This is a genomic window from Geodermatophilus aquaeductus, assembly GCF_900182545.1.
Classification (GTDB): domain Bacteria; phylum Actinomycetota; class Actinomycetes; order Mycobacteriales; family Geodermatophilaceae; genus Geodermatophilus; species Geodermatophilus aquaeductus.
This window is the reverse complement of record NZ_FXTJ01000001.1, coordinates 107,095-122,008: the sequence shown is the minus strand read 5'-3', so window position 1 is coordinate 122,008 and position 14,914 is coordinate 107,095. Positions and strand designations below refer to the sequence as shown.

13 protein-coding genes are annotated in these 14,914 nt (G+C 74.4%); 11 read left to right on the top strand and 2 right to left on the bottom strand.

The features are described from left to right. Positions 1-37: 37 nt before the first annotated feature. Complete coding sequence (locus FN207_RS00515) at positions 38-1,351, top strand: hemolysin family protein (protein ID WP_142456465.1); 1,314 nt, start codon at positions 38-40, stop codon at positions 1,349-1,351. Between the two features lie 70 nt (positions 1,352-1,421). Here FN207_RS00515 and galE read toward each other — a convergent pair whose 3' ends face one another. Beyond that, complete coding sequence (galE, locus tag FN207_RS00510) at positions 1,422-2,378, bottom strand: UDP-glucose 4-epimerase GalE (RefSeq protein WP_142456464.1); 957 nt, start codon at positions 2,376-2,378, stop codon at positions 1,422-1,424. Positions 2,379-2,434: 56 nt separating this feature from the next. Here galE and hisC point away from each other — a divergent pair, with 56 nt between their 5' ends. The 4 genes from hisC to FN207_RS00490 are packed head-to-tail and all read left to right on the top strand — an operon-like array spanning position 2,435 to position 6,226. Beyond that, complete coding sequence (hisC, locus tag FN207_RS00505; RefSeq protein WP_142456463.1) at positions 2,435-3,586, top strand: histidinol-phosphate transaminase; 1,152 nt, start codon at positions 2,435-2,437, stop codon at positions 3,584-3,586. 15 nt (positions 3,587-3,601) lie between these two features. Further along, on the top strand, positions 3,602-4,621 hold the full coding sequence (trpS, locus tag FN207_RS00500) for a tryptophan--tRNA ligase (protein WP_142456462.1): 1,020 nt from the start codon (positions 3,602-3,604) through the stop codon (positions 4,619-4,621). Beyond that, the gene (locus FN207_RS00495; RefSeq protein WP_142456461.1) at positions 4,618-5,190 is read left to right on the top strand and encodes a 2'-5' RNA ligase family protein; all 573 of its coding nucleotides are present in this window, start codon (positions 4,618-4,620) and stop codon (positions 5,188-5,190) included. The genes trpS and FN207_RS00495 overlap by 4 nt, the downstream gene beginning before the upstream one ends. A gap of 40 nt (positions 5,191-5,230) precedes the next feature. Beyond that, the gene (locus tag FN207_RS00490; RefSeq protein WP_142456460.1) at positions 5,231-6,226 is read left to right on the top strand and encodes a YihY/virulence factor BrkB family protein; all 996 of its coding nucleotides are present in this window, start codon (positions 5,231-5,233) and stop codon (positions 6,224-6,226) included. Here the strand turns inward: FN207_RS00490 and FN207_RS00485 are convergent. After that, entirely contained in the window at positions 6,108-7,412 is a 1,305-nt protein-coding gene (locus FN207_RS00485; protein WP_142456459.1) for a D-alanyl-D-alanine carboxypeptidase family protein, read from the bottom strand. The two genes, FN207_RS00490 and FN207_RS00485, sit on opposite strands and share 119 nt — an antisense overlap. Positions 7,413-7,667: 255 nt before the next feature. Here FN207_RS00485 and FN207_RS00480 point away from each other — a divergent pair, with 255 nt between their 5' ends. From FN207_RS00480 to FN207_RS00455, 6 genes are all read left to right on the top strand, one after another. Then, positions 7,668-8,732 (top strand): BMP family lipoprotein, encoded by a 1,065-nt coding sequence (locus tag FN207_RS00480; RefSeq protein WP_246065649.1) that lies wholly within the window; start codon positions 7,668-7,670, stop codon positions 8,730-8,732. A gap of 262 nt (positions 8,733-8,994) precedes the next feature. Further along, a complete protein-coding gene (locus tag FN207_RS00475; RefSeq protein WP_142456458.1) occupies positions 8,995-10,596 on the top strand; it encodes an ABC transporter ATP-binding protein in 1,602 nt (533 codons plus the stop codon). Next, entirely contained in the window at positions 10,593-11,849 is a 1,257-nt protein-coding gene (locus FN207_RS00470; protein ID WP_142456457.1) for an ABC transporter permease, read from the top strand. The genes FN207_RS00475 and FN207_RS00470 overlap by 4 nt, the downstream gene beginning before the upstream one ends. Before the next feature lie 55 nt (positions 11,850-11,904). After that, entirely contained in the window at positions 11,905-13,191 is a 1,287-nt protein-coding gene (locus tag FN207_RS00465) for an ABC transporter permease (protein ID WP_142456456.1), read from the top strand. Further along, on the top strand, positions 13,192-13,632 hold the full coding sequence (locus tag FN207_RS00460; RefSeq protein WP_142456455.1) for a cytidine deaminase: 441 nt from the start codon (positions 13,192-13,194) through the stop codon (positions 13,630-13,632). Then, the gene (locus FN207_RS00455; protein ID WP_142456454.1) at positions 13,632-14,903 is read left to right on the top strand and encodes a thymidine phosphorylase; all 1,272 of its coding nucleotides are present in this window, start codon (positions 13,632-13,634) and stop codon (positions 14,901-14,903) included. Before FN207_RS00460 ends, FN207_RS00455 begins: the two co-directional genes overlap by 1 nt. Positions 14,904-14,914: the final 11 nt, after the last annotated feature.

The following is a 14,914-nucleotide window of genomic DNA, read 5'->3' as shown; positions in this document are numbered from 1 at the left end:
GTCGACCACCACCCCCAGAGCGAGGAGCACGCCGCCGGTGAGCGACGTCTGGCTCGACATCGTCATGGTGATCGTCTTCGTCCTGGTCGGCGGGGTGTTCGCCGGCGCCGAGATCGCGCTGGTGTCCCTCCGCGAGGCCCAGGTCCGGGTGCTGTCGGAGCGCGGCCGCCGCGGCCGTGCGCTGGCCCGCCTGCTCGGCGACCCCAACCGCTTCCTCGCCGCGGTGCAGGTCGGCGTCACGCTGGCCGGCTTCCTGTCCGCCGCGTTCGGCGCGAGCACGCTGGCCGAGCCGTTCAGCGACTGGCTGGTCCGCCGCGGCGTGGGTGAGGGCGTCGCCGACCCGCTGGCCCTCGTCCTGGTCACCGTCGCGATCAGCTACCTGTCGCTCGTCGTGGGCGAGCTGACGCCCAAGCGCCTGGCCCTGCAGCGCGCGGAGGGCTTCGCCCTGGTCGTCGCCCGGCCGCTCAACGCGATCGCCCGGCTGTCCCGCCCGGTCATCTGGCTGCTGTCGGCGTCCACCAACGTGCTGGTGCGGCTGCTCGGCGGCGACCCGAAGGCCAGCGGCGAGGCGATCAGCCAGGAGGAGCTGCGCGACCTGGTGGCCGCGCACGAGTCGCTGAGCAGCGACGAGCGCCGGCTCATCGACGAGGTGTTCCGCGCCGGCGACCGCGAGGTGCGGGAGGTCATGACGCCGCGCACCGAGGTCGAGTTCCTCGACGCGTCGACGACGGTCAGCCGCGCCGCCCGGCAGCTCGCGGAGTCCGGTCACTCCCGCTACCCGGTCACCGGGCGCGACCAGGACGACGTCGTCGGCTTCGTGCACGTGCGCGACCTGCTGCTGCCCACCCACCCCGCGGGGCGCGCGGTGACCGTCGGCGACCTGGCCCGCGAGGTGAAGCGGCTGCCCGGCACCGCGGGCGTCCTCACGGCGCTGTCGGAGATGCGCCGGGAGAACCAGCACCTGGCGGTCGTCGTCGACGAGTACGGCGGCACCGACGGCATCGTGACGCTCGAGGACCTCATCGAGGAGGTCATCGGCGAGATCTACGACGAGTACGACGAGGACGTCGCGCCCGAGGGCGGCGAGGAGCCCGGCGGGCCGCACGAGGTCGACGGGCTGCTCAACCTCGACGACTTCGCCCAGGTGACCGGCCTGCGGCTGCCCGAGGGCCCGTACGAGACGGTGGCCGGCTACGTGCTCGCCGAGCTCGGCCGGCTGCCGGTCGTCGGCGACGCCGTGGTCGCCGAGGGGCGCACGCTCACCGTCCTCGAGCTCGACGGCCGGCGGATCGCGCGGCTGTCGGTCACCCCGGCGCCCGACACGGCGCCGGCGGTCGCCGACGAGGCATAGGAGGCGATCCGCACGTCCCGGCGGCAGGACGTGCGGAGAGCTTCCTGTGCCCGCTGCTGGGCGACGCCCATCAGCTCCGGTTCCTCGCGACGTCCCACGCGTCGCGCACGATGCCGGTCAGGTCGGTGTGCCGCGGCGTCCAGCCGAGGTCGGCGCGGATCCGGTCGCTGGAGGCCACGAGCTGCGCCGGGTCGCCGGCCCGCCGCTCGCCGACCTGCACCGGCACCGGGTGGCCGGTCACCTCGCGGACGGCGTCGACCACCTGCTGCACGGAGAACCCGGTGCCGTTGCCCAGGTTGTAAATGCGGTGCTCGCCCGGCTCCGGCGCCGTCAGCGCGAGCAGGTGCGCGTCGGCGAGGTCGGAGACGTGGATGTAGTCGCGGATGCAGGTGCCGTCCGGCGTCGGGTAGTCCTCGCCGTAGACCGTGATCGCCTCCCGCTTGCCCGCCGCCACCTGCAGGGCGATCGGGATGAGGTGGGTCTCGGTGGTGTGCCGCTCGCCCCGGCCGTAGGCGGCTCCGGCCACGTTGAAGTAGCGCAGGCTGACCGCGGCGAAGTCGTACGCCGTGGCGTAGGAGGTCAGCATCGCGTCGACGGCGAGCTTCGTGGCGCCGTAGGTGTTGGTCGGCTTCGTCTGCGCGTCCTCGCGGATTGGCACCTGCTCGGGCTCGCCGTAGGTGGCGGCGGTGGAGGAGAAGACGATCCGCCGGCAGTCGACCGCGCGCATCGCCTCGAGCAGCGCCAGCGACCCGCCGACGTTGTGCTCCCAGTAGATCTCCGGCTTTCCCTGCGACTCGCCCACCAGGCTCTTCGCGGCGAAGTGCAGCACCGCCTCCGGCCGCACGTCGGCCAGCACCGGCGCCGAGGCCTGCAGCGTGGCCTGCACGAACCGGGCCCCCTCCGGCACGGCGTCGGCGTGCCCGGTGGAGAGGTCGTCGAGCACGGTGACCTCGTGGCCGCCCTCGAGGAGGGCGGCGGTGACTACGCTGCCGATGTAGCCGGCCCCACCGGCGACGAGTACGCGCATGGGGCCACCCTAGGAGTCGGCGCCCGGACGCACCGGGCGCGCCGGAGGTCGAGCCCGTGGTCAGTGCCCGTCCGGCCGTGCAGGCGCTGCCCGCCTACCGGCCCGGCCGCAACCCCGCCGACCTCGCCCGCGAGCTCGGCGTCGAGCGCGCCGTCAAGCTCGCCAGCAACGAGGTGCCGTTCCCGCCGCTGCCGGCGGTCGTCCAGGCGCTGTCGGCGACGGCGGGGGAGACCTACCGCTACCCCGACAACGGCGCCGCCGTCCTCACCGCCGCGCTGGCCGGGCGCTACGGCGTCGACCCGGCGCAGGTGGTCCCCGGCTGCGGCGCGGTCATGCTCTGCCAGCAGCTCGCCCAGTCCTTCAACGACCCCGGGACGGCGATCGCCTTCGCCTGGCGCTCGTTCGAGATGTACCCGCTGCTCGCGCAGGTGGCCGGCGCCCGCAGCCTGCAGGTGCCGCTCGTGCCGTCGGTCCCCGGCGGCAGCCCGGACACCCACGACCTCGACGCGCTGGCCGCCGCGGTCGACGACGACACCCGGCTGCTGTTCGTCTGCAACCCGAACAACCCGACGTCGACGGCGGTGCGCCGGCCGGAGCTCGAGCGCTTCCTCGACCGCGTGCCCGACACGGTGCTCGTCGTGCTGGACGAGGCCTACCGCGAGTTCGTCACCGACCCCGACGTCCCCGACGGCCTGGAGCTCATGCGCGGGCGGCCGAACGTCGCGGTGCTGCGGACGTTCTCCAAGGCGTGGGGCCTGGCCGGCCTGCGGGTGGGCTACCTGGTGGCCGAGGACCCCGCCGTCGCCGACGCCGTCCGTCGCACGCACGTGCCGTTCAGCGTCTCGGTGCTCGCCCAGGCCGCCGCGGTCGCCGCGCTGGCCAGCGAGGAGGAGGTCGGCCGCCGGGTGGCCGCCGTCGTCGCCGAGCGCGACCGGCTCACCGCCGCGCTGCGCGGACGCGGCCTGGAGGTGCCCGACAGCCAGGCCAACTTCGTGTGGCTGCCGCTGGGGGAGCCGACCGCCGGCGTCGCCGCGGCGCTGGAGGCCCGCGGCGTCATCACCCGGCCCTTCGCCGGCGAGGGCATCCGGGTCACCGTCGGCACGCCCGAGGAGGACGACCTGTTCCTCGCCGCGCTCGACGACGTGCTCGGCGCCGCCACCCCCGACGACCGGCCCGACACCCTGCGCCCCGGCGCACCGGTCGGCTGACCCCCGGCTGGTTTGATGGCCGTCGTGCCTCTCCCCCGTGTCCTCTCCGGCATCCAGCCGACGGCGGGCTCCTTCCACCTCGGCAACTACCTCGGTGCGCTGCGGCAGTGGGTCGCCCTGCAGGACACCGCCGAGGCGTTCTACTGCGTGGTCGACCTGCACGCGATCACGATGGACTGGGACCCGGAGGAGCTGCGCCGGAACACCCTCGTCTCGGCGGCGCAGCTGGTGGCGCTCGGGGTGGACCCGCAGCGCAGCTCGCTGTTCGTGCAGAGCCACGTCCCCGAGCACGTCCAGCTGTCCTGGGTGCTCGAGTGCCTCGCCCGCTTCGGGGAGGCCAGCCGGATGACGCAGTTCAAGGACAAGAGCCAGCGCGAGGGCACCGGCGGGTCGTCGGTCGGGCTGTTCACCTACCCGGTGCTGCAGGCCGCCGACATCCTCGTCTACCAGGCCGACGAGGTGCCCGTGGGTGAGGACCAGCGCCAGCACCTCGAGCTCACCCGCGACCTCGCCACCCGCTTCAACGGCCGCTTCGGCGAGACGTTCACCGTCCCCGCCGCCCGCATCCCGCAGGGCGCGGCGAAGATCCTCGACCTGCAGTCGCCGGAGAAGAAGATGAGCAAGAGCCTGCCGCCGGCCGGCTGCGTCTTCCTGCTCGACGACCCCAAGGTGACGGCGAAGAAGATCCGCTCGGCGGTCACCGACACCGGCCGCGAGGTGGTGGCCGACCCGGTGGGGAAGCCGGGGATCACCAACCTGCTGGCCATCCACAGCGCGCTGTCGGGCCGGTCGGTGCCCGAGCTCGAGGAGCACTTCGCCGGCCGCGGCTACGGCGACCTCAAGAAGGAGCTCGCCGAGGTCGTCACCGACTTCGTCACGCCGATCCGCGAGCGCACGCAGGAGCTGCTCGACGACCGCGCCGAGCTCGAGCGGCTGCTGGCCGCCGGCGCGGCCCGCGCCCGCGAGGTCGCCGGGCAGACCGTCCGCACGGCCTACGAGCGGGTCGGCTTCCTCCCACCGGTGGCGGTCTCGTGAACGACGACACGTTCGTCCCGCGCAGCCGGACGACGCCGCCGCAGACCTCCGTCGTCGGCGTCCTGGTGCCGGTGCCCGAGCCGTGGGCGCAGCTGCTGGTCGACTGGCGGTCGAAGGTGGGCGACCCGCAGGCCACCCTCGTGCCGCCGCACGTCACGCTCCTGCCGCCCACCGAGGTGCCCTGCGCGGACCGTCCCGGCATCACCGAGCACCTCGCCCGGGTCGCCGCCAGCCACCCGCCCTTCGACATGCACCTGTCGGGCACCGGGACGTTCACCCCCGTCTCCGACGTCGTCTTCGTCGCCGTCGCGCGGGGGATCGGCAACTGCGAGCTGCTGGCCAACGACGTCCGGTCCGGCCCGCTGGCCCGCAGCCTGTCCTTCCCGTACCACCCGCACGTGACCGTGGCCCACGACGTGCCGCGCGACATGCTCGAGCTGGCCTACACCGGCCTGGGCGACCTCTCCGCCGAGTTCCGGGTCACCTCGTTCACCGAGTTCGAGCAGACGCCCGCCGGCACCTGGGCGGTCGCCCGCGAGTACCCGCTCACGGGGCCGCCGCACCGCTGACCTCGCGCGGTCCCCACCCGCAGGGGGAAGACTCGGAGCGGTGGGTGCACCCAGAGACGTCCGCACGGCGTGGACGCGCATCACCGGCGTCGGCACCCGGGTCACCGCGGTCGTGGACGCCCAGCGCCGCCGGTGGCGGTGGTTCGACCACCTGGCGCGGGCCGGAGGCCGCTACACGCGCACCCAGGGCGACCTCATGGCCGCCGGGGTCACCTACTTCGTCTTCCTCGGGCTCTTCCCCGTCCTGCTGCTCGTGGCGTCGGTCATCGCGCTGGTCCTCTCCGGCGACGCGTTGCTGCAGAAGGAGCTCTACACCGCCATCCGCGAGACGTTCCCCGGCCCGACCGGCGAGCAGATCGTCGAGGAGCTGCGCTCGACCGTCGGCGCGGCCGGCCTCACCGGCCTGATCGGTGCCGCCGGCTTCCTCTACGCCGGGCTGCGCGCGATGGACAAGCTCCGCATCGGCATGGAGCGGATCTGGAAGGGCACCGTCGACGAGCCGGAGTTCTGGAAGGACAACCTCGCCGACCTCGTGGCGCTGGTCGCCCTCGGTGCCGCCGGCCTGGCCAGCATCGGGCTGACCGGGTTCGCCACCCAGGCGACCGCGGGGGTGCTGACCCTCTTCGGCGTCCAGGACGCGCCCGGCTGGGCGGTCGCCACCAACGTGCTCGGCATCGTGGTGGCCTTCGCCGGCGACGTCGTCGTCTTCCTGTGGCTGCTGCGCGTGGTGCCCTCGATCTCCCACCCGCTGCGTCGGCTGCTGCCCGGCGCCCTGTTCGGCGCGGCCGGCTTCGAGGTCATGAAGCTGCTGGGCAGCCTCTACCTGTCGCTCATCTCCGGCAGCGTCACCTCGTCGGCCTTCGGCGGCGCCGTGGGCATCCTGGTGTGGATCAACGTCGTCATCCGCTTCGCCTTCTTCACGGCCGCGTGGACGGCGACCCTCCCGGCCCTGCAGACGGCGGCCCCCGGCGCCCCGGCGGAGGAGCCCCCGCTGCCGGCCGCGTCCGGCGCCGCATCGCCCGCCGCCGGCCGATGAGGGTGGCGGCCACCACCGCGACCGCCGCCGCACCCAGCGCGACCGCCCCGAGGGCCGGCGGCCCGTCCGGGGTGGGGGACGCCGGCGCGGGAGGGCCGGCCGCCACGTCGGCGGGGCCGGTGGGGGAGGGGACGGCGGACGACGTCGGCGCGGGCGCCACCTCGGCCGCCGAGGCGACCAGCGTGCCGACCCCGCCCAGCGACGGCGGGACGGCGAACCCCCAGTCGAGCAGCAGCGCGGCCTGGTCGGCGGCGCGCAGCGGCACGTTCTCGGTGCCCATGACGCTGACCACCAGCCGCCGGCCGTCGCGCTCGGCGGCCGCGACGAAGGTGTGCCGGGCGGCGTCGGTGAAGCCGGTCTTGCCGCCCAGGACACCCGGATAGCCGGCCAGCGGGTTCTCGTTCTGGATCTGGTAGCCGGTGGAGCGGCCCTCGACGCCGGGCATCTCCGCCGTCGGCGTGGTCAGGATCCCCGCGGTCAGCGGATCGGCGATCAGCGCGCGGAAGAACAGCGCGAGGTCGTAGGGCGAGGAGGACTGCCCGGCGACGTCGAGCCCCGACGGCGTCCCCGCGACGGTGTCGAAGGCGCCCATCTCCAGCGCGGTCGCGTTCATCGCCTGCACCGTGGCCTGCGTCCCGCCGAAGGCCCGGGCGAGCGCGTTGGCGGCGTCGTTTCCCGACTGCATCACCAGCGCCTGGAACAGCAGCGACACCGGGTAGCGGCCGCCGACGACCATCCCGACCCGGCTGCCCTCCATCGACTCGTCCTCGACGGTGCCCTCGACGACCAGCGCGGGGTCGAGCCGGTGGGCCACGGTGAGCAGCGTCAGCGTCTTGAGGGTGCTGGCCGGGTAGTAGCGGCCGTGCGGGTCGCGGGCGGCCAGCACGTCGCCGGTGCCGGCGTCGGCCACCAGCCAGCCGGGCGCGGCGAGGCCGTCGGGCACCGGCGGGGCGCCGTCGACGACGACCGTGCCCCGGGTGTCGAGGCCCTCGCCGCCGACGGTGACCCCGCCGGGTCCGGAGCCCTGCGGCGGCCCGCCCGGCAGCGGGGCGGTCGGGGTGGGTGCCGCGGGGTCGACCGTGGGCCGGGGCGTGTCGGGGGCGGCGGCCGCGGGGGCGCCGAGGACGGTCAGGACGAGCACCAGGGCGGCCAGCAGCACCCGCCAGGCACCCGCTCGTCGCCGCACGGTCCGGGACGGTAGCCGCGCCGGCGGGACCGCACCCGGCGGGCGTGCGCGCGCAGTGGCGCAGCCCACCGCGGGGTGCCGGTTCGCAACGATCGCGTCTCGGTCCGCCGCACGGATGGCGGCCCGGACGGGGAGCGCGGTTAGCGTGCCCGAGTCGTCCACGTCCGGGCGGGCGCCTCCGGGCGGCCGCGACCAGGACCCACGGGAGCGCCCTCCGCGTCTGTGCGGGCAGCTCCCTCCAGAGAGGAGATCGTCTTGCGCCGAGCGCGGAAGATGAAGGCCGCAGCGCTGCTGCTGGCCGGCAGCATGGCCCTGGCGGCCTGCGCCAGTGACGAGTCCGGCAGCGGCGGTGGCAGCGGGAGCGGCAGCACCGGCGGCGGCAGCGAGGACCTGCGCATCGGCCTGGCCTTCGACACCGGCGGCCGCGGTGACCGCTCGTTCAACGACGCCGCGGTCGTCGGCCTCGAGGCCGCGGTCGAGGAGCACGGCGGCGAGTTCCAGGACCTCAGCCCCAACGCCGACGCCTCCAACCGCGCCGACCTGCTGACCCAGCTGGCCGACGAGGGCTACAACCCGATCATCGCGGTCGGCTTCGCCTACGGCGAGGTCATCGGCGACGTCGTCGAGCAGTACCCCGACACGACGTTCGCGATCATCGACTCCTCGGCCGAGACCGTCGGCGCCGACAACCTCACCGGCCTGCTGTTCAGCGAGGAGCAGGGCTCCTTCCTGGCCGGCGTCGCCGCGGCGACCAAGTCCGAGACCGGCCACATCGGCTTCGTCGGCGGCGTGCAGTCCACGCTGATCCAGAAGTTCGAGGCCGGCTACGTGGCCGGCGCCCAGGCGGTCAACCCGCAGATCATCATCGACCGGCAGTACATCTCGCCGGAGGGTGACTTCTCGGGCTTCAACGCCCCCGACCGCGGCCTGCTGGTCGCCCAGGGCATGTACGAGGCCGGCGCCGACATCGTCTACCACGCGGCGGGCGGCTCGGGTCAGGGCGTCTTCCAGGCGGCCGCAGCGGCCGGCAAGCGCGCCATCGGCGTCGACTCCGACCAGTACCAGACGGTCGACGACCCGGCGCTGCAGGCGGTCATCCTGACCTCGATGCTCAAGCGCGTCGACACCGCCGTGTCGTCCTTCATCGACTCCTACGTCGACGGCAGCGTCGAGGGCGGCTCGGACATCGTCTACAACCTGGAGCAGGACGGCGTCGGCCTGGCCACCTCGGGCGGCTTCATCGACGACATCCAGAGCACGATCGACGACTACCGCCAGCAGATCGTCGACGGCGAGATCGAGGTCCCGACCACCCCGTGACGCCGGCCGGCCACCGCGCCGGCTGACCGCGGAGCACACGCAGACGGCGGGTCCGGGGGAGCACACGCCCCCGGGCCCGCCGTCGTCGTGAGGGGGGACACCCGGCCGTCATCCGCGCCGGGGAGAATGCCTGACCGGCGCCGGCCTCCGGGTCCGGCGGCGCGCACCCAGCCGGGGCGTGGTCGATCCCGCGGCCCCGGTGCAGCACAGTGGACGCGAGCCCGCACACCCGCGGGCCGCAGCGACGCAGGAAGGGCCCACCATGGCCACAGCAGGCACCTCGGGCGATCCCGCGCCGACCGGCCTGACCAAGGACGGCGGCGGTCCGGGTGGCGGCAGCGCGCCGCTGGCCGTGGAGCTGCGCGGCATCACCAAGCGGTTCCCCGGGGTGGTCGCGAACTCCGACATCGAGCTGCGCGTCCGGCGCGGCGAGGTGCACGCGATCGTCGGGGAGAACGGCGCCGGCAAGTCCACGCTGATGAAGACCCTCTACGGCATGCACCGCCCCGACGAGGGCCAGATCCTGCTCGACGGGCGCGAGGTCCACTTCCGCAGCCCGGCCGACGCGATCGCCGCCGGCATCGGCATGGTCCACCAGCACTTCATGCTGGCCGACAACTTCACCGTCCTGGAGAACGTGGTCCTGGGCAGCGAGCCCACCCGCGGTGTGCGCCTCGACCGCGCCGAGGCCCGCCGCCGGATCCGGGAGATCTCCGACGCCTACGCCCTCGGCCTCGACCCCGACGTCCTCGTCGAGGACCTCGGCGTCGGCGACCGGCAGCGGGTCGAGATCGCCAAGGTCCTCTACCGCGGCGCCACCACGCTGATCCTCGACGAGCCGACCGCCGTCCTCGTGCCGCAGGAGGTCGACGAGCTGTTCGGCAACCTCGCCGAGCTCAAGCGCGAGGGCCTGACGGTCATCTTCATCTCGCACAAGCTCGACGAGGTGCGCCGGGTGGCCGACTCGATCACCGTCATCCGCCGCGGCACCACCGTCGGCACCGCCGACCCGAAGACGACGACGGCCCACCAGCTCGCCGAGATGATGGTCGGCAGCGAGCTGCCCTCGCCGGAGATCCGCACCTCCACGGTCCGCGAGACCCCCGTGCTGCAGCTGCGCGAGGTCACCGTCGCCTCGCCCACCGGCCGGCCGCCGGTCGACGACGTCACGCTGACCGTCCGCGAGGGCGAGGTGGTCGGCATCGCCGGCGTCGAGGGCAACGGCCAGGCTGAGCTCGTCGACGCCGTCATGGGACTGCGCGTGCTGGCCTCCGGCACCGTGCTGCTCGGCGGCGACGACATCACCGCCTGGAGCACCCGGGCCCGCCGCGAGGCCGGCCTCGGGTTCATCCCGGAGGACCGGCACCGCCAGGGCATGCTGCTCGAGGCGCCGCTCTGGGAGAACCGGATCCTGGGGCACCAGACCCGCCCGCCGGCGGTGAAGGGCGCCTTCATCGACCGCCGCGGCGCCCGGGCCGACACCGAACGGATCATGCGCGACTACGACGTCCGCGCCCCCGGCCCGGACACGCTGGCCGTCGCGCTGTCGGGCGGCAACCAGCAGAAGCTGATCGTCGGGCGGGAGATGAGCGCCGCGCCGCGGCTGCTGCTCGCCGCCCACCCGACCCGCGGCGTCGACGTCGGCGCCCAGGGCGCCATCTGGCGCCTCCTGGAGGAGGCCCGCGCGGAGGGGATGGGGATCCTGCTGATCTCGGCCGACCTCGACGAGCTCATCGGTCTGTCGGACACGCTGCAGGTCATGCTGCGCGGCCGGCTGGTGGCCACCCTCGACCCGTCCGCGGTCACCCCCGAGGAGCTCGGCGGGTACATGACCGGGGCCCGGACGACGGCGGGTGCGGCGTGAACCTCCTCCGCCGGATCGGCCTGGCGATGTTCGCGCCGGTCCTCGCCGTCGTCGTCGCGCTCGTCATCTCCTCGGCGGTCATGGCCGCCCTGCAGGTGAACCCGGTCCAGGTCTTCGCGGTCATGTTCGACTTCGGCGACACCCCGTCGCAGCAGGTCACCGCACTGGTCGTGATCCTCAACCGGGCCGTGCCGCTGTTCCTCGCCGGCCTCGCCGTGGCCATCGCCTTCCGGATGGGGCTGTTCAACATCGGCGTCGAGGGCCAGTACCGGCTGGCGACCATCCTGGCCGCCGCCGTCGGCGCCGCGGTGGCCCTGCCGGGGCCGCTGCACGTGCTGCTCATCGTGGTCGTGGCCATGCTGGTGGCGGCGATCTGGGCGGGCATCGTCGGGGTGCTCAAGGTGACCCGCGGCGTCAGCGAGGTCATCAGCTCGATCATGATGAACGTCATCGCGCTGGGCATCGCCTCCTACCTGCTGACCGGCCCGCTGCGGGGGAGCCCGGAGGGCGCGCTGATCGTCAGCACCGCGGAGATCCCCGAGTCCGGGTGGATGCCCAGCCTCAACGGCGTCTTCGGCCTGCTCGGCCTGGCCAACCCGCCGCGCCAGCTGTTCGGGTTCCTGGTCGTGGCGGTCGTCGTCGGCGTGGCCATCGCGGTGCTGCTCAACCGCACCCGCTTCGGCTTCGACCTGCGTGCGGCCGGGCTCTCGCCGTCGGCGGCCAGCGCCAGCGGCGTCGACTCCAGCGCCATGGTCGTCAAGACGATGCTGCTCTCGGGCGCCGTCGCCGGGCTGATCGGCATGCCCGACCTGCTCGGCTCGACGCACGCCTACAGCACCGACTTCACCACCGGGCTGGGCTTCCTCGGCATCGCCGTCGCGCTGCTCGGCCGCAACAAGCCGGTCGGCATCGCCCTCGCGGCCCTGCTGTTCGCCTTCCTCGACCGGTCGCTGGTCCCCCTGCAGATCCAGGACTTCCCCGCGTCGGTCGTGACGATCTTCCAGGGCACGATCGTGCTCGCCGTCGTCGTCGCCAACGAGATCGCCCGCCGGGTGGCCCGCCGGTCGGCCGAGCGCGGCTCGGCCGCGCCGGCCGCGGTCGCCGGTGACGGCGGCACCGGGCCCGGGCAGGCGGCCTCCGGCGCCGGCTCGCCCGGTGGTGCCGGAGACGGCGGCGAGGGCACCGGCGCCGGCGTGAGCCGGACGACCGGCGGCGGACAGCGGACCGACGAGCGGCAGGAGACCGGATCATGAACTCACCCCACGAAAGCGCTCCGCTGGCGCTCCACGCTTCCGCGGGGACCCCGACGTGAGCACCGTCGCGACCCCTCCGGGGAGCGGCACCCGGCCGAGCCGCGGACCGCTGACCGACCTGTTCACCGGCGGCGGCCGGGCGCGCCGGTTGACCTGGATCTTCGTCGGCGTCCTGGTGCTGTTCTCGGTGGTACGGGTCATCAGCGGCGAGCAGGCGCTCACCAGCTCCTCGACCATCGCCGCGACGCTGCTGCTGGCGGTCCCCATCGGCCTGGCGGCCCTGGGCGGCCTGTTCTCCGAGCGCGCGGGCGTGGTCAACATCGGCCTCGACGGGATGATGACCCTGGGCACCTGGGGTGCCGGGTTCGCCGGCTACCAGTGGGGCTGGGGCGCCGCCGTCGTCGGCGGGCTGCTGTTCGGCGCCGTCGGCGGGCTGCTGCACGCGGTGGCCACGGTGACCTTCGGCGTGGACCACGTCGTCTCCGGTGTGGCGATCAACATCCTCGCCGCCGGCGTCGTGCGGTTCCTCTCGGAGGCGCTCTACACCGACAACCCCGCCGGTGGCGGCGTCACCCAGTCGCCACCGGTCGACGGCACCCCGCCGTCGTTCTCCGTCCCGGTGCTCTCCTCCGGCCCCGACCTGCTGGGCTCGCTGGAGCGGCAGCACTGGTTCCTCGTCAGCGACCTCGCCGGCGTCCTGCGCGGGCTCACCAGCGGGATCGGCCTCCTGACGCTCGTCGCGATCCTGCTGGTCCCGGCGTCCTACCTGCTGCTGTGGCGGACGGCGTTCGGGCTGCGGCTGCGCTCGTGCGGCGAGAACCCGGCCGCCGCCGACTCCCTCGGCGTGCCGGTGTACCGGCTCAAGTACACCGCCGTGGTGATCTCCGGCGGGCTGGCCGGCCTCGGCGGCGTGTTCCTGGTCTTCATCGCCGGGATCTACCGCGAGGGGCAGGTCAACGGCCGCGGGTTCATCGGCCTCGCGGCGCTGATCTTCGGCAACTGGCGGCCGGGCGGGCTCGCCTCCGGTGCCCTGCTGTTCGGCTACACCGACGCCCTGCAGCTGCGCAGCCGGTCGGCCGTCGTCGCGCTGTTCCTGCTCGTCGCGATCGGGCTGGCCGTGATCGCCGTCGTCCAGGCCCGGCGCGGGAAGCTGCTGCCGGCGGGGATCGCCGCCGTCGTCGCCGCGGCCGCGTTCGTCGGGTTCCTGACCGTCGAGGAGCTGCCGCCGGGCCTGGTGTCCTTCACGCCGCACCTCACGACGCTGCTGGTGCTGTCCCTGGCGTCCCAGAGACTGCGGATGCCGAAGGCCGACGGCCTGGTCTACCGACGAGGAGAGAACTAGATGGCGGAGGGGCCGGTGGGCGGGAACGGTGCAGTGGACTGGGACGCCCTGCGCGGGGCGGCCCGGGAGGCGATGACGCACGCCTACGCGCCGTACTCGCGGTTCCCCGTGGGCGTGGCCGGGCTCGTCGACGACGGCCGCGTGGTCACCGGGTGCAACGTCGAGAACGCCAGCTACGGGCTGGGCCTGTGCGCCGAGTGCGGGATGGTCAGCGACCTCGCCCGCACCGGCGGTGGCCGGCTGGTCGCGGTCGCCTGCGTGGGCGGCGACGGGCAGCCGCTCATGCCGTGCGGGCGCTGCCGGCAGCTGCTGTGGGAGCACGGCGGCGCCGACATGCTGATCGAGACCGTGTCGCTGGGCATCGTGCCGATGCGCGAGGTGCTGCCCGACGCGTTCGGCCCCGAGGACCTCGTGGCCGCGGCCGAGCGGGGGCAGGGCTGATGGACGCCATCGACGTGCTGCGCGCCAAGCGCGACGGGCAGCGGCTGACCGACGAGCAGATCCGCTGGGTGATCGGCTCCTACACCGACGGCACCGTCCCCGACGAGCAGATGAGCGCGCTGCTCATGGCCGTGTTCTTCCGCGGGATGGACGCCGGCGAGCTCGCCGTCTGGACCCAGGCGATGATCGACTCCGGCGAGCGCAAGGACCTCTCCTCGCTGGGCCGGCCGACGGCGGACAAGCACTCCACCGGCGGGGTCGGCGACAAGATCACCCTGCCGCTCGCGCCGCTGGTCGCCGCCTGCGGGGTGGCGGTGCCGCAGCTGTCGGGCCGGGGGCTGGGCCACACCGGCGGCACGCTGGACAAGCTCGAGGCCATCCCGGGCTGGCGCGCCGACGTCCACGAGGAGGCCTACCTGCGGCAGCTGGCCGAGGTGGGCGCGGTCATCTGCGCGGCCGGGCACGACCTGGCGCCCGCGGACAAGAAGCTCTACGCGCTGCGCGACGTGACCGCGACGGTCGAGTCGATCCCGCTGATCGCCAGCTCGATCATGAGCAAGAAGATCGCCGAGGGCGCCGACGCGCTGGTGCTCGACGTCAAGACCGGGTCCGGGGCGTTCATGAAGGACCCCGAGGCCTCCCGCGAGCTGGCCCGCACGATGGTCGGCCTCGGCGAGGCGGCCGGCGTCAACACCGTGGCGCTGGTGACCGCGATGGACCGCCCGCTCGGCCGCGCCGCGGGCAACGCCGTCGAGGTGGCCGAGTCGGTCGAGGTGCTCGCCGGTGGCGGCCCGGCCGACGTCGTCGAGCTCACGCTGGCGCTGGCCCGGGAGATGCTCACCGGCGCCGGGCGGCCCGACGTCGACCCCGCCGACGCGCTGCGCGACGGCCGGGCGATGGATGTGTGGCGCCGGATGATCGCCGCCCAGGGCGGGGACCCCGACGCGCCGCTGCCACAGCCGGCCGAGCGGCACGTGGTGACCGCCCCGGCCACCGGCACGCTCACCCGCCTCGACGCCTACGCCCTCGGCGTCGCCGCGTGGCGCCTCGGCGCCGGCCGGGCGCGCAAGGAGGACCCGGTCTCGGCCGCCGCCGGCGTCACCTGGTCGGCGACGGTGGGGGAGCAGGTCACCGAGGGGCAGCCGCTCCTGGAGCTGCACACCGACGACGCCGCGCGCATCCCGCGGGCGCTGGAGGCGCTGGAGGGCGCGGTCGGCATCGACACCGGCGACGAGCCGCTCCCGCTGCTGCTGGACCGCATCTCGGCCTGAGGGAGGCGGTC